This window comes from Pedobacter chitinilyticus (genome assembly GCF_003313385.1).
GTDB lineage: Bacteria > Bacteroidota > Bacteroidia > Sphingobacteriales > Sphingobacteriaceae > Pedobacter > Pedobacter chitinilyticus.
Window position 1 is genome coordinate 114,485 of record NZ_QMHN01000008.1, and the last position, 23,125, is coordinate 137,609.

The 23,125-nt window shown below is 38.7% G+C and carries 15 protein-coding genes, 3 tRNA genes and 1 pseudogene; 12 read left to right on the forward strand and 7 right to left on the reverse strand.

Annotation, left to right across the window (positions count from 1 at the left end):
• Positions 1-30: 30 nt before the first annotated feature.
• Positions 31-2,487: a bifunctional UDP-N-acetylmuramoyl-tripeptide:D-alanyl-D-alanine ligase/alanine racemase gene (locus DUT70_RS20150; protein WP_113649270.1), complete on the reverse strand. Its 2,457-nt coding sequence runs from the start codon at positions 2,485-2,487 to the stop codon at positions 31-33.
• Positions 2,488-2,535: 48 nt separating this feature from the next.
• On the opposite strand from DUT70_RS20150, the gene DUT70_RS20155 reads away from it, so the two are divergent.
• The 4 genes from DUT70_RS20155 to DUT70_RS20170 all read left to right on the forward strand — a co-directional run bounded on the left by DUT70_RS20155 (position 2,536) and on the right by DUT70_RS20170 (position 3,556).
• The gene (locus DUT70_RS20155) at positions 2,536-3,015 is read left to right on the forward strand and encodes a regulatory protein RecX (RefSeq protein ID WP_113649181.1); all 480 of its coding nucleotides are present in this window, start codon (positions 2,536-2,538) and stop codon (positions 3,013-3,015) included.
• 187 nt (positions 3,016-3,202) lie between these two features.
• A tRNA-Gly gene (locus tag DUT70_RS20160) sits at positions 3,203-3,275 on the forward strand.
• A 51-nt stretch (positions 3,276-3,326) separates the two neighbouring features.
• A tRNA-Leu gene (locus DUT70_RS20165) sits at positions 3,327-3,411 on the forward strand.
• Positions 3,412-3,483: 72 nt separating this feature from the next.
• Positions 3,484-3,556: transfer RNA gene (locus DUT70_RS20170), tRNA-Gly, on the forward strand.
• 253 nt (positions 3,557-3,809) lie between these two features.
• Here DUT70_RS20170 and DUT70_RS20175 read toward each other — a convergent pair.
• Both DUT70_RS20175 and DUT70_RS20180 read right to left on the reverse strand, forming a co-directional pair.
• Positions 3,810-5,726, reverse strand: coding sequence for a translation factor GTPase family protein (locus tag DUT70_RS20175; RefSeq protein ID WP_113649182.1), 1,917 nt, complete (start codon positions 5,724-5,726; stop codon positions 3,810-3,812).
• A 2-nt stretch (positions 5,727-5,728) separates the two neighbouring features.
• Positions 5,729-6,526 carry an esterase/lipase family protein gene (locus tag DUT70_RS20180; RefSeq protein WP_128353410.1) on the reverse strand — a complete coding sequence of 266 codons (798 nt, stop codon included), beginning with the start codon at positions 6,524-6,526 and terminating at the stop codon, positions 5,729-5,731.
• Positions 6,527-6,990: 464 nt separating this feature from the next.
• On the opposite strand from DUT70_RS20180, the gene DUT70_RS21250 reads away from it, so the two are divergent.
• On the forward strand, positions 6,991-7,134 hold the full coding sequence (locus DUT70_RS21250; protein WP_162926683.1) for a hypothetical protein: 144 nt from the start codon (positions 6,991-6,993) through the stop codon (positions 7,132-7,134).
• A 65-nt stretch (positions 7,135-7,199) separates the two neighbouring features.
• On the opposite strand, the gene DUT70_RS20185 is transcribed toward DUT70_RS21250, so the two are convergent.
• Positions 7,200-7,811, reverse strand: coding sequence for a fibronectin type III domain-containing protein (locus DUT70_RS20185; protein ID WP_113649184.1), 612 nt, complete (start codon positions 7,809-7,811; stop codon positions 7,200-7,202).
• A gap of 41 nt (positions 7,812-7,852) precedes the next feature.
• On the opposite strand from DUT70_RS20185, the gene DUT70_RS20190 reads away from it, so the two are divergent.
• The 5 genes and pseudogenes from DUT70_RS20190 to DUT70_RS20210 all read left to right on the forward strand — a co-directional run bounded on the left by DUT70_RS20190 (position 7,853) and on the right by DUT70_RS20210 (position 16,997).
• On the forward strand, positions 7,853-8,056 hold the full coding sequence (locus DUT70_RS20190; RefSeq protein ID WP_113649185.1) for a hypothetical protein: 204 nt from the start codon (positions 7,853-7,855) through the stop codon (positions 8,054-8,056).
• Positions 8,057-9,414: 1,358 nt separating this feature from the next.
• Complete coding sequence (locus tag DUT70_RS20195; protein ID WP_113649186.1) at positions 9,415-12,615, forward strand: DUF5977 domain-containing protein; 3,201 nt, start codon at positions 9,415-9,417, stop codon at positions 12,613-12,615.
• Positions 12,616-12,625: 10 nt separating this feature from the next.
• Positions 12,626-16,207 (forward strand): DUF6443 domain-containing protein, encoded by a 3,582-nt coding sequence (locus DUT70_RS20200; RefSeq protein ID WP_113649187.1) that lies wholly within the window; start codon positions 12,626-12,628, stop codon positions 16,205-16,207.
• Positions 16,208-16,210: 3 nt separating this feature from the next.
• Positions 16,211-16,627, forward strand: coding sequence for a hypothetical protein (locus DUT70_RS20205; RefSeq protein ID WP_113649188.1), 417 nt, complete (start codon positions 16,211-16,213; stop codon positions 16,625-16,627).
• A gap of 70 nt (positions 16,628-16,697) precedes the next feature.
• Positions 16,698-16,997 (forward strand): annotated as a pseudogene (locus DUT70_RS20210) (methylated-DNA--[protein]-cysteine S-methyltransferase).
• A 77-nt stretch (positions 16,998-17,074) separates the two neighbouring features.
• Here DUT70_RS20210 and DUT70_RS20215 read toward each other — a convergent pair.
• Positions 17,075-17,317, reverse strand: coding sequence for a hypothetical protein (locus DUT70_RS20215; protein ID WP_113649189.1), 243 nt, complete (start codon positions 17,315-17,317; stop codon positions 17,075-17,077).
• Positions 17,318-17,733: 416 nt separating this feature from the next.
• Here DUT70_RS20215 and DUT70_RS20220 point away from each other — a divergent pair, with 416 nt between their 5' ends.
• On the forward strand, positions 17,734-18,831 hold the full coding sequence (locus DUT70_RS20220; protein WP_113649190.1) for a S41 family peptidase: 1,098 nt from the start codon (positions 17,734-17,736) through the stop codon (positions 18,829-18,831).
• Between the two features lie 412 nt (positions 18,832-19,243).
• Complete coding sequence (locus DUT70_RS20225) at positions 19,244-19,753, forward strand: methylated-DNA--[protein]-cysteine S-methyltransferase (protein ID WP_113649191.1); 510 nt, start codon at positions 19,244-19,246, stop codon at positions 19,751-19,753.
• Positions 19,754-20,650: 897 nt separating this feature from the next.
• On the opposite strand, the gene DUT70_RS20230 is transcribed toward DUT70_RS20225, so the two are convergent.
• A complete protein-coding gene (locus tag DUT70_RS20230; protein WP_113649192.1) occupies positions 20,651-20,893 on the reverse strand; it encodes a hypothetical protein in 243 nt (80 codons plus the stop codon).
• A 56-nt stretch (positions 20,894-20,949) separates the two neighbouring features.
• The gene (locus DUT70_RS20235; RefSeq protein ID WP_205529852.1) at positions 20,950-23,118 is read right to left on the reverse strand and encodes an IPT/TIG domain-containing protein; all 2,169 of its coding nucleotides are present in this window, start codon (positions 23,116-23,118) and stop codon (positions 20,950-20,952) included.
• Positions 23,119-23,125: the final 7 nt, after the last annotated feature.

The window sequence follows — 23,125 nt, forward strand, 5'->3', positions numbered from 1 at the left end:
CGTTAAACGATTAAGCGGTTAAACCGCCTTCTACTCAAAATAATAAACCCTTTTTACTCTTTGCGATACGTTGGTGAGGATTTCGTATGGAATGGTTCCGATGGCCTTGGCTAAATCCACAATGCTATGTTGGTGGTTAAACACAATGACTTCATCGCCAACGTTCAGCGATAGGCCCGTGATATCCAACATGCACATATCCATACAAATAGACCCAATGGTAGGCACCAGCTTTCCGCCCACCAACATTTTCCCTACGCCATTACCAAAAGCTCGGCTGTAACCATCGGCGTAACCAATTTTAATGGTTGCAATAGTCCCACCGTTGGGCAGTACTCCCCTTCGGCTATACCCTACCGTTTCGCCTGCTGCCAAATGCTTAATCTGCGAAATAGTCGTTTTCAATACGGCTACCGTTTGTAGTTCATCAAGAGATTTTTGTGCGGCATCAAAACCGTACAAACCAATTCCCAACCTCACCATATCAAACTGATATTTGGGCCAACGGCTAATGCCCGAAGTGTTCAATACATGTCTAATGGGCGAATAGCCAAGTTCGGCAACAATTTGTTGGTACATGCTTTGGTAACTGGCCACTTGTTGTTCGGTAAACGCATCATGTTGCGCATCATCGGTAGCTACCAAATGCGTAAAAACAGAAACCACTTTTAGTTTTTGGTTGCCTTTTAATAAATGGAGTAATTCTGCTAAATGTTCCTCCTGAAAACCCAAACGATGCATCCCTGTATCCAACTTCAAATGCACAGGAAAATTATTGACACCCTCTGGCAGAAAGTGCAGAAACTCCCGCAACAGCTCCAAACTATAAATTTCGGGTTCCAATTTGTACCTCAACATGGCATCAAAGGCAGAAGGTTCTGGACTCATTACCATTAATGGCAAGGTAATTCCTGCTTTGCGCAAGGTAATGCCCTCGTCTACATATGCCACCGTCAGGTAATCTACCTTATGGTGCTGTAATAAATTAGCAATTTCGAAACTTCCACTACCATAAGAAAAGGCTTTCACCATGGCCATGGTTTTTACGCCTGGGGCTAATTTGGTTTTATAAGATTGTAGGTTGTTCAGCAGGGCATTGAGGTTAATTTCCAGTACCGTATCATGTATTTTCTGCGCCAATCGTTTAATGATTCTTTCGAACTCAAATTTACGGGCACCTTTTACCAAGATGGTTTCGTGGTTAAAATTGAGCTGCGCTACATGGTTCAAAAAATCATCGGTATCCTTAAAAAAGGACTTTTCCATTTCAAACAAATGCGCATGGGCAGTAATATGTTCGCCCACCCCAATTAATCGGTTAATTTGCTTTTGCTTTAATAACAAAGCAATTTCCTGATACAGTTGATCTGCCGTTTTACCCGTTTCCTGCAAATCAGATAAGATTAAGGTACGTTTGGGATGCTGGTTTTGTTGGTTAAGGAAATCTAAGGCAATGGCTAAGGAAGAAATATCTGCACTGTAGCTATCATCAATCAGCGAACATTGGTCTATACCGTTCACCAACTGCAAACGCATGGCTACCCTGTTCAGTTTCGAAAGTCTCGCAACCACTTCTTCCGCAGCATAGCCCATAGCCAATAAAGTTGCCCAGCAAATCACTACGTTTTCTATAGAAGCCGCATCCGTAAAAGGAACCACCACCGCAATTTCCTTGTTTTGATAGTTGGCAAGGATGCGGGTACTGCTATTTTCGGTCATCACCTTCGTGATTTGCAAATCTGCCGACTGTACAAAGCTCCAAGTGAATTGGTGCTTCCCTGGTAATTCAAGGTCTTTTGTTAGGATATGTTCAGGTGCGTAAACAAAAGTCTCTACGTCCTTAAACAGTTTCAGTTTTTCCTTTAACTTCTCTTCCTTGCTGGCAAATCCTTCGTCGTGTGCTTCCCTAATATTCGTCAACACCCCTATGGTGGGTTGTATGATGTTGGCCAGTTTTTCCATTTCATGGGGTTTGGAAATACCTGCTTCAAAAATGCCTAATTGGTGATGCAGATTTAACTGCCAAACGGCTAAGGCCACCCCTATTTGCGAGTTATAACTCTTAGGGCTGCGTACCACTTGTTCATCTGCCGAAAGCAATTGGTACAACCATTCCTTAACAATGGTTTTGCCATTACTGCCTGTAATCCCAATCACCTTTAATGCATACTGGCTGCGATGAAAAGCCACTAACTGTTGTAGCGCCTCGAGGGTATCGGGTACTTCAATCCAATTGGCGGCTGGAAACTGCTTGGTATCGACCGCTTGGGAGACTACAAAATTCCTGATCCCTTGCTGATAGGCATTGGCAATGAACTGATGTCCGTCTCTTTGTGCCTTAATGGCGAAGAACAAACTATGTGGGGCATCGGCCAAACTACGGCTATCGATAATTAAGCTCTTAATATGTGCTTGTGGATGGTCCAAAAAGCTTTTGCCATTTAAAATTTCTGCAATTTGTTGGATGGTGTAGCTTTCTTTCGTCATGGCCATGATAGGTTAATGGGAATTTTTTACGAATTTCAGCAAATATTTATGAAAACCGATAAAGAAAAGAAATACAATTACGATAAAAAAACAGCTTTACAGAAAGCTGCCAATTGGTGTGCTTTTCAGGAACGCTCCCAGCAGGAAACCAGGGACAAGCTTTATGAATGGCAAATGCGACCTGATGAAGTGGAAGATATTATTGCCACTTTAATTGCCGAGAACTTTTTAAACGAGGAACGTTTTGCTTTTGCCTACGTTTCGGGAAAGTTCAAAATCAAGAAATGGGGAAAGCTCAAGATTAAACAGGGTTTGAAATTGAAAAGGGTACCTGATCTCCTCATCAAAAAGGCGATGAACAGCATTGATGAGGATGAGTATTTGGAGACCTTGCAAACCCTACTTGAAAAGAAGCAGGCCTTGGAGCGGGAGAAAAATGTTTTAAAGCGTCAATTGAAGCTTTTAAACTATCTTCAAAGCAAGGGTTATGAAAAGGATTTGATCTTTACTTTACTAAAATCATCTTAATTTAAGCATTGATTTTACAACAGTGAAAGTATATAAATATGAAAAACAACGACTTAGATTGTACTGTTAAATTTTTATTAAATATTTCTTGGCAAAAATATAAATCTGCGTATATTTGCATCACCAAAACGGAAATGGCGTCTTAAAGAAGCTTGAAAGTTTTGAAATATCGGATGATATTAACAATGCGAAAGTAGCTCAGTTGGTAGAGCACAACCTTGCCAAGGTTGGGGTCGCGAGTTCGAATCTCGTCTTTCGCTCTAAATGCCTTCCTACCAGGGGGCATTTAATTTGAAAAGCATTTATTGCTTGCTGAAGTGGTGGAACTGGTAGACACGCAGGACTTAAAATCCTGTGCCCTCAACAGGCGTGCGGGTTCGATTCCCGCCTTCAGTACAAACCTTCTTTATTCAGATAAAGAAGGTTTTTTTTCGAGATCTCCTCTTGAGGATTCCTTGAAAAGAAAATGCGAAAGTAGCTCAGTTGGTAGAGCACAACCTTGCCAAGGTTGGGGTCGCGAGTTCGAATCTCGTCTTTCGCTCTGAGAAGCTCCGTACATACGGGGCTTTTTTTGTTTAAAAGCGTCTTGCTTGTTGGTGAAGTTGATAAACACGTCCCGATTTAATACGAAAAAGCTGACTTATCCTCCGTTTATCAGATCAAAAAAAGCATACCATATAGAAAAATAAATGAATTTTTGGCAATTATATTTTAATTAAATAATATTTAAAGCTTATTAAAATCATTCTTATTCACTAATACTTTATATTAATCAGAACGACAACAAAACGTTATCAATTATTGATTCTAGAGTTGGATTTTAATTTAGCTAAGATGTCTTTCTGAATAATTTGGGGTACACTTTCATAATGACTAAACTGTGTGGTGTAAGACGCACGATATTCGCTTATAGAATGTAATGTTTTTAGATAGTCTAACATTTCGTTCAAGGGTACATAAGCAGTGAGTACTTCTAAATTATTTCGTTTGTCCATCCCTTGCAGCATACATCGGCGACGATTAAGGTCAACTAATATATCAACAAAAAATTGTTCGGGAGTAAGTATTTCTATCAACATGATAGGTTCTAAAATAATTGGTTTTGCCTTATATACAGCTTCACGGAAACCATTTTTAGCACAAAGTTCAAATGACAGTGCATCAGATTCTACTGTATGGAATGAACCACCAAATAGAGTAATCTTCATATTCTCCAAAGGGAAACCCGCCATCGGACCATAATTCATAGAAGTTTCGAACCCCTTACGAATGAATGGTATAAAATCCTCTGGTACTACACCACCTACAACCCTATTGACAAATTGAAATCCACCTTTACCTTCTGAAAGAAACGATTGATCAGCTGGACCAATCTCGAATTGGATATCTGCGAACTTACCACGACCACCAGATTGCTTCTTATAGATTTCTCGATGTAAAACACTTGCTGTCAGGGCCTCCTTGTAAGCAACTTGGGGTATTCCTGTGTTGATTTCCACCTTGAATTCATGATTAATTCGCAAGATGGTTTTAGAAAGATGTAATTCATTTATACAACGCAAAATGATCTGACCTGTATCTTCATCAAGTTCTACTCCAAGTGTAGAATCTTCCTCAGCCAATTTGGTGATACTCCTACTTAATCTTTCTATTTCAGATTGTATCTTCGGTTCTACAGAGATAGCGATCACACGCAAAGGGCCGTAAATACGATTTTTGAAATAATTTTTGATAGCATCAAAACGATTGGGATTCAGCATCCACATTACATCATCAAGGCTTTTTGCAGTAGCTTTTTTGGCAATTACACTCAAGTCATCCTCATCTAACATTGGTAGTTCTTGATCCTGATATACCCCTTCTGCAACATTTAAAAACAAACTTTCATCATTCAAAACCAAACCTAAATTTTTGAAGGCTTTATCAAAAAACAAGTTCATTTCAGCATTCATTCGATCAAAGTAGTATCCGTGATACATCCACATCGCAGATTGTAGCAAGGGCTCATTTCCTATGCTTTCTAATAAGGATCGGAACTCACTCAATACATTTACAAACTTTATAAATCCCCAAACTCCTTTGGCCATTTCATTTTTTTCATTTAATGACAAGACTTCCTTTAAAACTGAAGACGAGCCCAACACCTCCAAAACACCATTCAAACGGGTATAGCCCGCTTGGCTGTCATCCTCATACCAGACATAGTCAAGCATTCCTAAAAACCTTACAACATCTTCATCTTCCCTTAAGATTCTATTCAAGGTCATAAATATATGATATGCTCCAATAGCAGCACTATTATCTTCTGGGATTTTAAACTCTTTTCTATCTGTAGAAAAAAATTGAAGTGTAAAAGAAGTCAATAAATAGGGATAGCGTTCCTCATAATAGTTAACTATAGAAGGGTTATTGAGTACCAATTGTAATTCCGAAATCGTATCACGATCCAAATCACGGTCCAAATACCCTGCCAATACCCCAATAAAAAGCAGATTGTACCATTCAATTAAGGCATCAATCTCAAATCGTTTTATCAATTCCTCTCCATACACTCCTTTTGGAATATGGAACCTCAAAAGATGATCAAACTCTTCTGAATTATGCTCTTTTATAAATGATTGGACAACATTGAAACCATTATTGGTCTTACCTTGATTCCGGTAAATGACCTTTAGAGATTGTAAATTGCGATCAAATTCTTGGCTAGTCATTATCAAAATAGGCTTTTTAATAATTCAAATGGTTTATTATAGATATCATTAGGCTTACAAACGCCGATGTGGGACTCTCCTGGGACTACCTTAGCTGGAACATCTCCCAAATACTGGATATTCCTAACAACCTTATCTCCCTTTGCGTAGACCACTAATTTTGCTTTGGTAAACTCTCCCCTCCCTGAATTCTGCAAATGTTCCGTCTGACTTCTGATTTGGTCAATAATTCCATTTGGCGTAGTTGGATCAAGATCAGAAAGTATAGGATATCTAAATTTCACAAAAATCCCTAGCAAATTCATTATTCCAGGAAGCGCTTGTGTAGCCAATGAGATTATATTTGCCCCCTGATGTGCTGGAGCAAATAAGGCCAGGTTAGTTTTGTCCATCCAAGAGACACCTGAATGATATGCTAACAACAGTACCTGCCTAGCGAGGATCGCACCAAGCGAATGTGCTACAATTACAATACGATTGTAGGTTCGTTCAGCAAGTCCCATATCAGCAGGTAAAATGCCAGATGCCAAGGGGTTTTCAGCCAAACATAGAAAAGCATAAAGTTCTGCTGCATGATCCCCAGCTTGTCCTTTTAAGGTATCATAGCCGTAAAACAAGATATCTGTTTTGACAAATAACGGATCCAAAAGTAGCATCGTTGAAAAGTTATTCCAAGTCCCCAAGGCGCTCCCACCAAATCCATGAACAAATACGATTAAGGAGTTAGGCTCCATGAAGGAAAAAAAGGATTGAGAATTAATCCCATAAGAAGACGGAATTCCAGGTGTATGATTCACCATAATTACTTGTTAATAAGTGTGATTTAAATCAAGATATAATAAAAAAATCAATATTTAAAATATATAATTCAGTTTCAAATTGAGCAAATATTTTGGTTTAAAAAGATACATATACCGACTTGACTTTGTGTTAAAAAAGGTGAACATAAAGCTTATGCCTACAATACATAATACAAGAGCTTTTATGATGTATTGTAATAAGAAATAAAGCTCAATTAGTCGCTTTCTCTACCAATTCATTCTGTCCAGATTGATAAAGATGCACATCTAAATGCTGTCTGGTAATTGGCAGAAATTGTTGAGATCTTAATTAAAGCTCATTTAAGATTTATTCACGAGCCAAGACAATCTTCGTAACACTCCCTTTTCAAACGCACGTCTTCTCAATCATTGGTACATGTGCGCTCAAGAGACACCCTACTTGTCATTCCGAGTATAACGAGGAATCTCCAATTGAAGCACTTATGAGATCCTTCGCTACCGAAGTGTCGGTACAGGTAACGCTCTGGATGACAGAAGAACGCTACCTAGTTGTCGGTATAGGTAATGCTCTGGAAGATAAGTCCCCTATTGATGACGAAGTAGGAATGGATGAGCCAATGAACTAGCGACCCAATAAAAAAACCCGTGGCAGCATACTTGCTACCACAGGTTAAATGAATAATGCAATGGTTTATAAAATAAAACTGGTTAATACATTACTGTATGTACGTTGCGGAGCTGCACTTATGCCTGTTACACGAAATTCGTACTGCACGCCACTCTCCAAACCTGTAATGATGATTTTACTTTTGGTATCTACCACCACATCCCATTTTTCCGCCCCCTTTTTACGATTTTCAAATTGGTAACCACGAGCGTTATCAATGGTCTTAACACTCAATTTAACAGTACCTATATCACTAGGTTCAACCACAAAGTTCTGCGGCTTAGCTAAAACGCCAACAGGTTCTGGGGCTTTGGTCAAGCTAAAACCTGAAGTGGCCAAAATTTTACCATCATCCTTTGCAGTATATTTTACATACAAAGAAAGTTGCATTAAAAGGCCAGTCAATATTTCACGTTTGCTGTCACGGTCCATGATATTGGCCTTGGTTGGCGCTTCTTTGGCCAGTACTATGGCTACTTCCAAATCATCAGTAGCCGCTTTAATAGCTGCCAGTGAAGGATCAGGTGTAGGAAAATACACATTGTTCGTTAAACTGCTAGTGATTAATTGTGCCTTTCCTACTAATTCAGAATCATTGTACTTACTTAAAGACGTAGCAATGTCTACTTTTTTCATAAAAAGATAATTTATAGTTGATTATTTAATTGATTACTACATTGGGACTAATTTTTAAGGGTTGTGAGTTTAGGGGCTTGGAAATAGTGAAAATGCAAAAACGAATGGCAGATGAGGTGCAAAGGGAATTTGCTGAAAAAACAGAAGATACTGTAGGGACACCAGTAACAAGCGTTGAACCATCAAGGATACACACTGCTTGGGGATATTTTAACGAATTGGAAATGGCAATTGCCGAAAAGTAAAAAGGAATTGTATCGCTGAAGGCATATACTTTCCTCATGGAATGATTTAGCTTAGGATAAAAGATGTTCATGTAGGTGGATGTTTTCTGTTTTTCTTTTACATAGCAATAAAAATTAAAGAGAATTTACGGCTTGAAGGAGATGGAGGTAGCTGATATGAAATCAAATTTATTATTCGACAATGAGATTGTCAAGTATTTTTTTCTTTTTTATTTTGTGAATCAGTCAGTTAGAGCTTTTATGTTTGAACAATGAGCGTTACAAACCTCAGGTTTTCCTCAAGAAACCTCAGGTTTTCCCCATGAAACCTAAGGTTTTTCCCATGAAACCTCAGGTTTTTCCCAAGAAATCTCTGGTATTTCCTTAGAAACCTCAGGTCTTTCCTAAGAAACCCCAGGTTTTTCCCGAGAAACCTCAGGTATGTTCCAGCAAACGTAAGGTTGTTATCTAACGCTTCCTAGCCGTTAGCGAGGACTACTAAGCAGCTACGAAGTAAACCTAGCCAAACCAATACCCAGTTCAAAGATCTCTCCGCTACGGTCGAGATGACGAAGTAGTAACGGGAAAATCGTTAATAGAACGTCATTCCCGTGAAAACGGGAATCATAAAGCGCTTTAAGATCCCCGCATACGCGAGGATGACGATGTAGGAACGGGATGAGCTTATAGACCAATGGAGATCCTTCGCTACCGAAGTATCGGGACAGGCAACGCTCTGGATGACAGATATGGAGGATAACCAGTTAAACGATTAAACAAATAACCATTGCTTAAAAAGATCCTTCGCTCCCGAAGTGTCGGGACAGGTAACGCTCTGGATGACAAACATAGTTGGATAGCAAAGTCCAAAGATATTACTTCGTAGCTGCTTCGCGGTCTCCGCTACGGTCGAGATGACGAAGTAAGAACGGAAAAACCGTCAATAGAACGTCATTCCCGTGAAAACGGGAATCATCAAACGCTTTAAGATCCCCGCATACGCGAGGATGACGATGTAGGAATGGGATGAGCTAACAAATGAACCAGTGAACCAATGAACCAACAACCACCAGAGATCCTTCACTACCGAAGTGTCGGTACAGGTAACGCTCTGGATGACAAGATGGGAACGGGATGAATTAAGCAGGTTCCTACTACCATTCCCAAGTACTCCTCTCGCTCTTTTATGGAGAACCGAAGCAACCTTAAATCGTTTTTTTTAAGAAAAAATTCTAATGAATTGCTTTTTTTTATATTTTTCAAAAAAAAACGCTCATGCTATCTAATACATTTCGACGTCCTTGTAATTCTGTTACAGTTTCCAACAGGTTATTATTGCCAGTTCCGACACTTCTCATATTTCTAACGTAACTCATCTCATGAAAAGACTTAGTTTACTTATCTTATTTTCCATAGCATTTTACTTCTATGGATACGGGCAAGCATTAAAGAGCTATGTCCCTCCATCACCAACTGCTGCCAGTTTAGGCATATTTGGGGATATACCTGTTAGCTACTATAACGGACTTCCAAATATCTCAGTACCTCTTTTTAATATTCCTTTAAGTGGATTAGATTTTGCCTGTGATTTAAATTATAGTGCCGATGGGTTAAAAATTTTCAATGAAAGCTCTTCAGTTGGGCTTCACTGGTCAATTAGCAATACGGCAATGATCACTAGAAATTTGAGGTTATTGGATGATTTTTCCGCTAATGGATATTTTAAAGTACCTCCAGCCAATCGCACATTAGGAAGTGGAAAAGATCTCGAACCCGACATCTTCAACTATTATATCAATGGCAGGTCTGGAAAATTTCTAATTGACTATTCAAGCTCTTCTTATATTATTCGTTTTATAGGGGGAACCGAAGATCTAAAAATAGAAATTATTAATGGCGATAATTTTAGAATTACTGATACTTACGGCAATATATATAGATTTGAAAAGAAAGAATATCAATCTCAAAAAACTGGATCTAGTGCAACCGTAAATTATATCTCTGCTTGGTACCTCACCACTCTTGAAACGGTTAATAAGGATGTAATGACCATTGCTTATAAACAAAACACGCCAAAAATCATCCACGACTACTCCAGTAGTGTATCTTTAGCGGTCAATCCACCTTATACCGCACCAGATTGCGCATATCGCAGTGGCGGAGCTATCTATGAACTATTTGCAAGCGGTTCTTCATCAACAAGCACACATACAGAAACCGATGAAATATTAGTTGATGAAATTTCTTACCGAGGAGGAAAAGTATCTTTTTCCTATATGTATAGGATAGATCTCCGCACCAATGGAACTCCTGCTTCTTCTTTAAACAATATAACCATTAGAAATAACCAAAATGCCATTATAAAATATATTGGTTTAGATTATTCTTATTTCTATTCGCCAGGAGGAGGATCAAATGCCATAAATACTAGGTTAAAATTAAATAAACTGTACGTAAATACGAATAGTAATGCCTACCACTTTATTTATAATGAGCAATCACAATTGCCACCAAAAACGAACACCTATGGTAAGTATTATGCGTCAAACCCTACATTGGGCTTATTAAAAAAACTTTACTATCCTACTGGCGGTTATACAGAATTTGAATACGAAACACATATAGGCAGGTCCGATCAATATATGTTTTTAGAAAACAAAGGGGCAAGGATTTTACGTATCATCAATAAAGAAATAGATAATAGCACGTTACAGGTTACCAGATTTGACTATACCAAGCCAAGCGGTAATGGTAGGGTCTCCAGTGGACTGGATCTTTCGCCCAGTTTGCATTCTTTCCCAAGCGCATCTTATGGCAACTGCGACGGCATTAATTTCATCTTTTATTATAGTAGAATTTTTTCAGAAAACATTTTGCCAAGCGAATATGGCAATCCAAACGGATATGATGAAGTAACGGTTTATCATGGAGAAAATGGAGAAAACGGCAAAAGTACTTATTATTACAGAAATGTTGTTGACGTTTATCCTAATGGAATATTTCCTGGTGGCTATGGTGCAAGGGATGTAGGAAACGGAATGCTTCTTTCTGAAGAACATTATAAAAGGAAATCAGATGGTACATTTATATCCATTTCTAAAAAAAATTTCGAGTATGAGGGCGTTGGACTAGCTACCATTTTAGGAGCCAAAATTATACAATCAGGATTATCATATTACCACGTTTATACTGGTACTTATAGACCTATCAGTGAAAAAGAATATGTTTTTAATGAGAATGCTCATACTCTAGAGAAAGAAATGAGCTACGCTTACAATGGCTCTTATTTGCAACCAAAACAGATAACAACTACTTCAAGCAATGGTGATATCGTAAAGGTTATTAAACGTAATGCCTATGATATGGTGCAACTCGGGCAATCTAATCCGTATCAGCAAATGGTTAATAATAATATGCTAGCTCAAATTGTGGAAGAAGAGAAGCAAGTTAATAACGTTATCTATTCTAAATCCACAACACAATACAGTAATGGCTGGGCAGCAAATAGCAATTTAATTTTACCATCGATAGTAAAAACCCAATTTAAAACGGAACCCGCCGAAACTCGTGTACAGTACCATAATTATGACAACGTCGGCAATCCGATGATGACAGCAATAGCCAATGACTTGCCTAAAAGCTATAAATGGGGCTATAACCAGAAATATTTAGTTGGGGAATTTACCAATGCCAGCAGCGACGAATACTTCTTTGAAGATTTTGAAGGAAATGGCACCTTAACGGCCAACAGTACCAATAGTCATACAGGCAAAGGAGCTTATTCTGGTTCAATAGCGTTATCGAATTTTTTCTCACCCTCATATAATGGCAAATCATACTTACTTTCTTATTTTTATTACGAAAATGATTCGTGGCATCATCAACAAGTACCTTATAACGGACAAACGATATCGGGGACATTAGATAATATAATTATTTACCCTTCAAATGGCAAAGCATCAACTTATACTTATGAACCAGGCTTAGGCTTAAGCAGTTCTATTGATGTGAGCGGAAATACAACTTATTATGAATATGATTTCGCTTATAGGTTAAAAGCAGTACGTGATCAAAAAAAGCATATTGTGAAAGCCTATGATTATAATTACGTACTATTTAGTTATTATAGCAATCAAAAATCAAAATATTTCACAAAAAACAATTGCACTGGGAATGATTCTGCCGCTCCAGTTCTTTTTGTTGTACCTAGTGGACAATTTACTTCAACAGTAAGCCAAGAGCATGCTGATTTATTGGCCGAAAACTACTTAAATGAAAATGGGCAAGCTTACGCAAATGCCAATGGTATTTGTACTCCAACGGCAACCTACGAAATTAGCTATAACGTCGACCCTTATTTTGGTGCTGTTAGTTATACCATTACCAAGTCTTTTGACGATGGAAAACGTGCATTATGTAAGATTCGTATCCGTTATGATCCAATCAATATGGGCGGAGCTTTAACTGAAACAGTTTTAGAAATTCAAATGGAAAATGGCATGTTAACTTACTCCGACTACATGCAAATCAATGCAGCAACAACTTGTGAGGTTGAAATACTTGAGATTATAGAAAATTAAACGTTCGAAAATGAAAAGGCTCTTATTAAATTATTGCGTTTTAATCCTGACCTCGCTACAGTTTATTACTGTAGAACTTAAAGCACAAGCACAAATCATTCTTAATCAACCTAACCAAGGAGGAACCCATATCGCAACTGAAAGTATCGTTTTAGCTGATGGTTTTACCTCAGCAAATGGTTTTCATGCGTTAATAATACCAACATCCAATTGCATTCCTTTACAATCAACACCAACGATATCAAAGGCACATGTGATTACTTGGACTCCGCGAATATCAGGTCTTACCAATGTTTCAACTTTATCTTCACGTCCAATTTGCGAAGTCAATCAAAGTATTCAATACTTAGATGGTCTAGGCAGACCTTTACAATTAGTAGAGACAAGAGCAAACCCTGATGGATCAAAAGATTTAATTACGATTACAAATTATGATCAATTTGGTCGCGAAAAATTCAAATACCTCCCTTACACCGCTGGGGGAGTTCACGGTAGCTTCAGACAGGATGCGTTAGTACCTTCTTCAGGTGTTCATGATTTTTATAATCCTCAAGGAAGCAGTGGCGATCAGCTTTCAAATGGAATACCTAGAATACCCTCCCCTTTCTCAGAAACACAATTTGAGGCTTCTACACTAAACCGAACTTTTCAGAAAGGTGGCCCTGGTGATCCTTGGCAATTAGCTTCAGGACATACCATACGTAATGATTATTCTAGTAACAACCAAAAAACTAACCCAGTCCTTTCGGATTTTAGAGGAGCAAAGCTATTTAGAGCACAAATTCAAAGCAATACCGTTACTAGGAACCTAACGGAGGATGGATGGTATCCTGAAGGTACATTAGCAGTTAATATTTCTAAAAATGAAAATTGGGTATCAGGTAGAGCAGGTACAGAAGAGGAATTTATTGACAGAGACGGAAGGATTATATTAAAAAGAACATGGGAATCAGAAACGTCTCCACTTTCTACCTATTATGTTTATGATGACCTTGGCAATTTATGTTTTGTATTAACACCAGGTAGTAATCCAGATGGTTCGACTGCCATAACTACTCAGGTATTGAACAATTTTTGCTTCCAGTATTCATATGATCATCGAAATAGACAGATTGAGAAACAAGTCCCAGGAAAAGGAAAGGAAGAAATTGTTTACAATAAGCTTGATCAAGTTGTGCTATCTCGTGATGCAGAACAGTTAGATAAAGGAAAATGGCTATTTAATAAATATGATGCTCAAGGCAGGTTAATAATTACGGGCATAGTAAGCTCGACTGCATCAAGAGAAGATTGGCAAAATGATGTCAACAACCAGCTTACTCTTTTTGAAAAACGAGATGACACCAATGTAGCGAATACAAATACGGGATATAGTGATCAAACGCTACCGCTTCATTCTACGACTAATTATCAAGTTAATCAATATTTAACCATTAGCTATTTTGATGACTATAATTTTTTCGGCAACAATTTTGGGCATCCACAAAGTGGGCAAAGATTAGATGTTCATGGATTAGCGACAGGAAACAAAACTAATGTACTAGGCACATCAAATATGCTCTTAGATGTTAACTACTATGATACATACGGCAGATTAGTGGAAACCAGATCTCAAAATTATGTTAATGGAAACGATATTGTTACCAGCGTATATAATTTTACAGGACAAACAGTATTAACAAAAAGAGTACACTCTGGCTACAACAATCAATCCGTTAGCATTTCAAAAAGATATGAATACGATCATGTTGGAAGAAAAATTAATACTTATCAACGAATTGGAAATGAACAAAGCCCTGAAGTACTACTAGCTACCCTTATTTATAATGAACTTGGGCAAGTTAGGGAACAAATTCTTCACAACGGATTATATCCAATTAACTATACTTACAATTCCAGAGGATGGCTAAAAACAAAAACCTCTAGTTTATTTTCTTTTCAGCTAAAATATGAAGAAGGAAACACGCCCCAATATAATGGCAATATTAGTGAGCAAAACTGGGGAACTTCGTTAAACTATAACAGCAAATCATTTAGCTATACTTATGATCAGCTTAGTAGATTAATGACCGCTTCGTCACCTGGCATGAATGAAACAGTACATGGTTACGATGCGATGAGCAATATGACAGGGCTTACTCGAGAAGGACAGTCTGGCACTTACCAGTACATTGGGAATAGACTGCAAAAGATCATTAATGGAGGCTTAGCTACCAACGAATATTACTATGATTTGAATGGTAATGTAACCACTGATGGAAGAATAAATAAATTAATTACATATAATATTCTCAATCTCCCTACTTCATATGGCTCAGGAATTAATTTCCTTTATGATGCCCAAGGTAAAAAATTACGAAAAACAAGTACAGATATAATTGATTATGTTGATGGAATTAGATATCTCAATGGTGTTATTGAATTTGTAAGCACTGATTTTGGTGTAGCAAGAAAAAGTGGGTCAAATTATAGTTACGAATATTTCCTTGCAGATCACTTAGGAAACACACGAGCATCTATCCAATACAATCAAAATAATAATCAAATAGAAGCTTTCCAATATGAGAATTATTTCGCTTTTGGCCTCAGAAGTACTCCTTCTTTAGTTTCGGCTAATTCAACGCAGTTTCTTTATAATGGGAAGGAATTACAAGATGAATTAGGGCAGTACGACTACGGAGCCAGGTTTTATGACCCTGTTATAGGCCGATGGAGTGTTATAGATCCGCTGGTTGAGCTTTATCAAGAGGATACCTCTCCTTATATCTATGTTTTAAATAACCCGATCAGACTAACCGATCCAGATGGCAGGTACCCTTTTCCTTATGATTCAGCGCTACCATTTTTAAATGGTGTGGGTAGAGGGATTGCGACGGGCTTTAAGGGAACGCTCTCATTTTTAAAAGAAGGAGCCTGGAAAGCTGAGACCTGGAAAGGAATGGGCAATTTATCCTTAGGTATGATGCTAAAAAATTCCCCTGGATCATATGCAAATTTAGCCGCTTTTGACGCCGCCTATGGTACAAATACCCTTAATGCCGTGCTTGGTTTTGAAAGCCAGATAGCTGGAGGAGTTGATAAATTCGTTAATGGTGATGCAGGACAGAAGGGAGAAGTGGTTGGCCAAGTGCTTTATGCCGTAGCAGAAAGCGTTGCACTCAGCAAAGGTGCTGGTGTTGTTAGCAACGGTATAAAAGCTGGAAAAACTCTTTCAAGTGCGATTAATGCCGCCGAAACTGTAACTAATACCATTAAAACAACAGAGGTTGTTAAGACCACAACTAAGGCTGCAGCTGCTCCCCTAAAAAATATAAGCGGAACTCTGGATAATGCTGCAAATTTGGCTAGAAATCAACATTACGGACCTAATAAAAATATTTTTAGAAGATTAGCTCAAAATGCTCAAGATGTACAAGCTTTAGCTGAAGCTGAAGCAGGAATGGGGCGTAACCTTAATTTAAAACTGGGTGACCCTAGATATCAAGGATGGGAAAAGTGGCATCATAGTGTTGGGCCAAAAGGGAGCAAATCCGTTGTGCATTATTTGAGAGATCCTCAAACAGGATTTTTAACTGATTTTAAATTTAAATAGTTTATGAAAGTACTTTGTATCGCCGATTTAATTTCTTCTAAAAATAGTCCTCAATCAATAATAAATTGGGCAAATAATTCCGAATTAGAAATTACAGTTGGAAAAACATATACGGTATTCGCGATTTCAAAGTATTTTGATGTCTTGTTTTATTACATAATAAGCGACGAATCTAGCGAATATCCTTTAGCATACCCACATTATCTATTTGAAGTATACGATGAAAACATTTCGATTTTCTGGGATACTTCATATCTAAAAACGAAATCAATAGATACACTTGAAATTAAAAATGGTGATATAATTAGTTTCAAAGAATGGAGTGTTAAAGGTGAAAGATTTTATGAGAATTTACTTGAAGGAAATAGCGAAGAACTACGTATTTTCAAAAAATATCGTGATGATATGCTACGGGAATGAACTAGAAAAAGGATTATAAGTATTATTAAAACTACCCAGACAGTAACAAACGTCATAAAAGCAGTAGAGATTGTTAATTATTCCACTTGACCATCAGGGAACTGATTTTCAATTAAGGGTGTGGCAAGCTTTATTGGATATTCCTTATGGACGGGTGAAAACCTATGGCGACTTGGCCCGATAGCTTGGGGACATTAAGGCTGTACGTGCCGTAGGTGGTGCATTGAACAAAAATCCTATTTCTATCATCGTACCCTATCATCGGGTGGTAGGTACTTCTGGAAAACTGGTAGGCTTTGCTGGTGGGGTTGCCAATAAAGCCATTTTACTTGATTTGGAGACTGCTCATACTACACCAAAGCTGTTCTAAAAAGCCATTGTTTCGGAGATTAATTCGTGGTACCTCCTTGCAATAACTATAAAAGGATTGGTATTGCCTAAGCAAAACTAATTAATGGTAATTTCTACCAGTTCATTCTGTCCAAATTGGTAAAGGTGCACATCCAAATGCTGTCGGAAATTAACGATATCAATCATGTGATCACTCAGATCTACAATAATTTGATGAAAATCGACAAAGGGTTTAGCCAGCAGTACCAGTTTTCCATTGGCAGTAAAATCGGCCATTAATAAATAATCTTGGTAATAGGTTAGGATTTCGTTCCTAAAAGATTCTAAATGTTCAGTCATAGCATAATGTTTACGATTAGCATAACATCAGTTGACGAAAATTGTTTAGGGGTTAAAACATGCTAGTAAACAATGAGCAAAAAACAATGACTAATCACCAATGACCAATGATTAATGATCAAACAATGGAGGAGATCCTTCGCTACCGAAGAGTCGGGACAGGTAATGCTATGGATGGCAAACATAGTTGGATAGCAAAGTCCAAAGATCTCTCCACTACGGTCGAGATGACGGGAGTAGGAATGGGATGTGCTAACCAATGAACCAGTAAACCAATGAACCAGTAAACCAGTACTCCAAAAAGATCCTTCGCTACCGAATAACTAACTACTAGCAACTAGCCACTAACCACTAAAAAAATTAACCATGCAACCTAAAATTGTTTTTATGCATCATTAAAGTATATTCGTAATGACATGAAAAAACTTATAGCCGTACTCGCTTTGTTTATCCCTTTGGTTTCATTTGCACAGCAATGTGATTGTGCCTTAAATCTCGAATACACCATCACCCATGTAAAAGCAGACTATGCTGGTTTTAATGACAAAATCAAAAGTAACCAGCTAAAAACTTATGAAAAGTTTATTGCTTCTCTAAAAAAACGGGCCCTTGAAGCCAATAGTACCGATTCATGCTATGTATTGCTGAGAACATTTACCAATTATTTTAAAGACAACCATCTTCGTGTTCAGCTGGATTGGAGATACAAGAAAAAATATCCTGAATTGGCAAAGAAATTAAGCCAGCAGTTTGCTAAGCCAGTAACAGTGTTGCCATCAACGGAGAAATTGGACTGGAAAACCAGCTTCAGAATTTTGGATGACAAAACGATTTTGTTAAGATTGCCATCGTTTGAATGGAGTGAAAAGCAAGTGATTGATAGTTTGCTTAACAAATACAAATCATCCTTGGAAACCCTGCCCCATTGGATCATCGATTTAAGAGGAAATACTGGCGGTACAGATTATGCTTTTAGCGGATTAATTCCCTACATCTATAGCGGTACGATCAAAATTAAACCCGACGAATATCGTTCCTCGAGAGAGAACATTAAAATATTAACCGAAAACCTAAAAGATGAAGAGCTTTCTCAAGCAGGAAAGGATTTTTTAGGGAAGCTAATTGATTTAATGAAGCAACATCCAAATCAGTTTGTAAACCCATCGGGAAAGGAAAGCTTTGACATCACACGCGACACAATCTATCGATACCCAGCTAAAGTTGCGATTTTAATGGATAGAAACACGGCAAGTTCCGCAGAGTCGTTTCTATTGAGTGCAGTACAAAGCAAAAAAGTAAAATTGTATGGAGAGAATTCTGCAGGTACTTTAGATTATAACAATACCCAGTTTTTTGATATTCCATGTAAAGACTTCAATTTGGTGATCCCCATTGGGCGTTCAAAACGTCTTCCAAAAAACCCCATCGACAATATTGGGATGAAACCTACAGTAATTATTGATACCAAAGAAATGGACAAGGTTAATTATGTTAAGCAAGCGATGGAAAGGTAGTTTTACGCTCAAAAGCAATTAACCAATTAACGATTAAACAGATGGCCAATGAACAGTTCGAAGATTGTCCTATAGTTGAGATGACGGTAGTAGGAACGGGAAAACCATTAATAGAACGTCATTCCCGTAAAAACAGAAATCTTAAAAGCCTTAAGATCCCCGCATAAGCGAGGATGACGATGTAGGAATGAGCAAATGAACTAATGAACAAATAGAGATCCTTCGCTACCGAATGGTCGGTACAGGTAGCGCTCTGGATGACAGGCATGGTTGGACAGCAAAGTTCAAAAATTTTACTTCGTAGCTGCTTCGCGGTCTCTGCTACGGTCGAGATAACGGGAATAGGAACAAGATGTGCTAACCAATGAACCAATGACCAATGAACTAATAAACCAATAAACTAACCAAAAAAATGAACACCCAGCCACTCTTTTACAAAGATATCCCTTCGCCAGTTGGACACATTAGGCTGATCACTAGCGATAAAGGTTTGGTGGCTATCCTATGGGAAGGTGAAGATTATCGCAGAACTAAGTTACCTACACCGCAATTACTTCCTGAGCATCCTATATTGCTGCAAACTGAACAACAATTAGAGGAATATTTTAAACTGGAGCGTCGTGAGTTTGATATTCCGCTTGACCTTCAAGGAACTGATTTTCAACTAAGGGTATGGCAGGCTTTATTGGATATTCCTTATGGACGTGTGAAAACCTATGGCGACTTGGCTCGATGGCTTGGCGACATTAAGGCTGTACGTGCCGTGGGTGGTGCATTGAACAAAAACCCTATTTCTATCATCGTTCCCTGTCATCGGGTAGTAGGTACTTCTGGAAAACTGGTAGGCTTTGCTGGTGGAGTGGCCAATAAAGCCATTTTACTTGATTTGGAAACTGCTCACACTACGCCAAAGCTGTTTTGAAAAGCCAATACTTCAGACATTGCTACGAAGTAAATCTCCAATAGAGGCACAAATGAGATCCTTCACTACCGAATGGTCGGTACAGGTGCGCTCTGGATGAAAGGCATGGTTGGATAGCAAAGTTCAAAGATCTCTCCACTACGGTCGAGATGACGATAATAGGAACGGATTGAACTAACAAATGAAACAATCAATAGAGATCCTTCGCTAAAGAATGGTCGGTACAGGTAGCGCTCTGGATGACAGGCATGGTTGGATAGCAAAGTTCAAAGATCTCTCCACTACGGTCGAGATGACGATAATAGGAACGGATTGAACTAACAAATGAAACAATCAATAGAGATCCTTCGATACCGAATGGTCGGTACACGTGCACTCTGGATGACAGGCATGGTTGGATAGCAAAGTTCAAAGATCTCTCCGCTACGGTCGAGATGACGGGAATAGGAACGGATGAACTAACTGGTTTCTGCTACTGCTCCCAAGCACTCCTCTCTCCCTCACAGGGAGAGCCGAAGCGGAGCGAGCTCATTGATGCTAAAACACAATAAATAGCTATCAATATATACCGATAGGCAGAGAGGGTATTTATCCGTCATACCCAAATCGATTGGATATCGTAATACCATCATAAGTTTTTATGTGTTTTAGGATTCCCGCCTACGCGGTAATGACGATCAAGCAAAGGAAAGTTTAAAATGCTACAAACCTCCCTAGCTCTCTCCGTTTCAAGGAGAGGGAATTGGATAGTGCTTATCTTTAGCTCGTCTATAAATAGGGATAGTTTTTCGTTAAAAGAAAAGGAATTGGACAGTAACAACGCACAAAACCCACCAAACTATTCAAAAGAATAGCTACAGGTGGGTTTAAGGGTGCGAGTATTAGATTTTAATATGATTATAGCTTTGTTTTCCGCTTTCTGTTTCGCAACTCCGCAGCTACTTTAATACGGATGATGGACTGAACTTCATTGTAAAGCACGGCACTCTGCTCTGCTTTGCTCAACATATTGTTGGCACGTTCATAAGCCTGTTGTAGTTCGTGTAGTACTTCACGCCAGCTTGAACTTTCTTCTTCGCTTAGCACTACCAAACCGTCAACCAGTCTTTTGTGTATTGCCCTGTCTATTCCTATTGCCAAAACACTCCTTCATCAGGTTCCAAAGCGCCTATCAAAAAGACAGGCGTTTGGAGGTTTTATTTTAAAAAGATCTTTCTTACTGCTTTATTTCCAGCATCAAGAATATAGATGTTTCCATCTTTATCTACCGCGATATCGGCTGTTTGACCAAGTCTAGCTGTTGCCAAAGTACCGTCTGCAAATCCCATAGTAGTTTTTAACACCGTAGAAACTGTCCTCGTTGGAATATCTACCTCTCTAATGGCAAAATTAAACGTATCGCCAACATATATTTTGTTGTCATAAATAGCAATACCTCCGTTAATTCCATTAAAGAGCGCATTACTACCTACGCCGTCGGAATAACCTCCCTCAGAATATCCCGCCCAGGAGTCTATTTTAGTTCCTGTTGGGGTAATTCTAACAATGCCATTATTGCTATTAAGCGCTTGATCTGGAAAATATAGATTTCCATTGGCATCCACCGCAGGCTTACTTGCCACCCAAGTTGGCCCGCCAATTTTACTATACGATCCAATTACGTTCACTTTATTCATTCCTAGCGCAAAACCATTGATGTTTACATAAAGGTTACCTGCCTCATCAATGGCCATTTTACCTGGAGCAAAACCAGAAACATAAATTGTGTTTTGCCCAGATGGAGTAATTTTACGGATATGATTGGCTCCTAAATCACCTACATAAATATTGTTTTGTTTATCGACAAGGATACTGAAAGGATTAACAAAGGTGATGTTTGTACCATTGGATTGTAAGGTGCTTACCGTACCATCGGGAGCAATTTTTTTGACTACCTTGTTTTGCGGGTCGGTTACATATACATTGTTATTTTGATCAACTGCAATTCCTGTCATATTAGCCCCAAAAACAGCACTTGATGGACCACCCGCAAGGGTAATTACGCCCGCTCTTTTGAAAGGTGAAGGTGCTAACGCTTCTTCGCTACCTACTACTACCTTTAATTGGCCTGTACTTAAATTTGCTGGTGCATCAAGTACCAAGGTGTTTTCGGTAGCTGTTTTAACCGTGGCTAATACGCCATTAAAATAAACTCGGTTGTTGGCCGCTGTAGTGCTAAAGCCAGAGCCTTTAATGGTAACCGTGGTACCTGCCAAACCATTATCTGGGCTTACGGATTGGATACCCAAATTTTGGTCCTTAAACTGCGGGCCGTTGGTCGGTTGGTCATTCACTACTACCCTTACCGTTCCCGACCCTGTTCCTCCAGGAATCACTAGCTTGATTTGAGTGGCAGAAGCAGCGGTAATAGGCACCAATACATCATTGATATATACTTTATTCTCGTCTATATTTGCACTGAACAAAGCGCCGGTAATGGTCATTTCGGCTCCTCTTGGCCCACTTAATGGTGTAACCACGTCAATAGCAGGTGGTGCTACTACGGTAAAGGTTGGGCCAGTAGTTTTTTGACCGTTAATGTTTACAGATAAAGGCCCTGTACTTACACCATCAGGGGCAGTTACGGTTAATTCGTTAGTGGTTGCCGCTATTACGGTTGCCAGTTTACCATTAAAATCAACCACGTTACCTACCGCTAAGGTTTCAAAACCTTCACCTTTGATGACTACTTTGGTGTTTTTTCCACCAGTTAAGGGCTTAATGCTGTGAATGGCCTGATAGGTAAAGTTTTGTCCAGTTGATTCCATGCCATTTACTTTCACCACAATGGGACCAAAACCAGCATCAGCAGGAACTTCGGCCACAATCATGATGTCGGATACACTGACCACCAAGGCAGGTTTGCCATTTACCATTACGGTAGCGGGACCTTTTAAACTGCTAAATCCCGTACCAGTGATTCTGATTTGTGAACCCGCAGGGCCATTGGCTGGAGATACTTGGGTAACGCTCAATGCTTGATAGGTGTACTGACCAACCTCATAAGTTTTATCGCCATGTTTTACACTCAGGTTGCCACTGCTGGCACCATCAGGCATACGTACTACCAATGCCTTGGCGGTAGCACTAATGACTTCGGCAGTTTTACCCGAAATGGTCGCGCTGTATTCGCCTAGTGAAGTTCCAAAACCTTCGCCTTCTATGGTAACCAAGGTGCCAGCATTACCACTATTAGGGTAATAACTGGTAATTTTAAAAGGTACTGGTGGGATTTCGTTTTTGTCTTTTTTACAAGCGGCCAAACTCATGACCAATAGCAGCATGATCCCAATGCTTGCCTGTATGTTTACTTTAATCCTTTTCATATTCATG

Bases quoted from the DNA above. Each gene is read 5' to 3' on its own strand.
- DUT70_RS20150 (WP_113649270.1), bottom strand. From the start codon at position 2,487: ATGACGAAAGAAAGCTACACCATCCAACAAATTGCAGAAATTTTAAAT.
- DUT70_RS20155 (WP_113649181.1), top strand. From the start codon at position 2,536: ATGAAAACCGATAAAGAAAAGAAATACAATTACGATAAAAAAACAGCT.
- DUT70_RS20205 (WP_113649188.1), top strand. From the start codon at position 16,211: ATGAAAGTACTTTGTATCGCCGATTTAATTTCTTCTAAAAATAGTCCT.
- DUT70_RS20175 (WP_113649182.1), bottom strand. From the start codon at position 5,726: ATGACTAGCCAAGAATTTGATCGCAATTTACAATCTCTAAAGGTCATT.
- DUT70_RS20220 (WP_113649190.1), top strand. From the start codon at position 17,734: ATGAAAAAACTTATAGCCGTACTCGCTTTGTTTATCCCTTTGGTTTCA.
- DUT70_RS20225 (WP_113649191.1), top strand. From the start codon at position 19,244: ATGAACACCCAGCCACTCTTTTACAAAGATATCCCTTCGCCAGTTGGA.
- DUT70_RS20215 (WP_113649189.1), bottom strand. From the start codon at position 17,317: ATGACTGAACATTTAGAATCTTTTAGGAACGAAATCCTAACCTATTAC.
- DUT70_RS20235 (WP_205529852.1), bottom strand. From the start codon at position 23,118: ATGAAAAGGATTAAAGTAAACATACAGGCAAGCATTGGGATCATGCTG.
- DUT70_RS20180 (WP_128353410.1), bottom strand. From the start codon at position 6,526: ATGGTGAATCATACACCTGGAATTCCGTCTTCTTATGGGATTAATTCT.
- DUT70_RS20185 (WP_113649184.1), bottom strand. From the start codon at position 7,811: ATGAAAAAAGTAGACATTGCTACGTCTTTAAGTAAGTACAATGATTCT.
- DUT70_RS20200 (WP_113649187.1), top strand. From the start codon at position 12,626: ATGAAAAGGCTCTTATTAAATTATTGCGTTTTAATCCTGACCTCGCTA.
- DUT70_RS21250 (WP_162926683.1), top strand. From the start codon at position 6,991: ATGAGATCCTTCGCTACCGAAGTGTCGGTACAGGTAACGCTCTGGATG.
- DUT70_RS20195 (WP_113649186.1), top strand. From the start codon at position 9,415: ATGAAAAGACTTAGTTTACTTATCTTATTTTCCATAGCATTTTACTTC.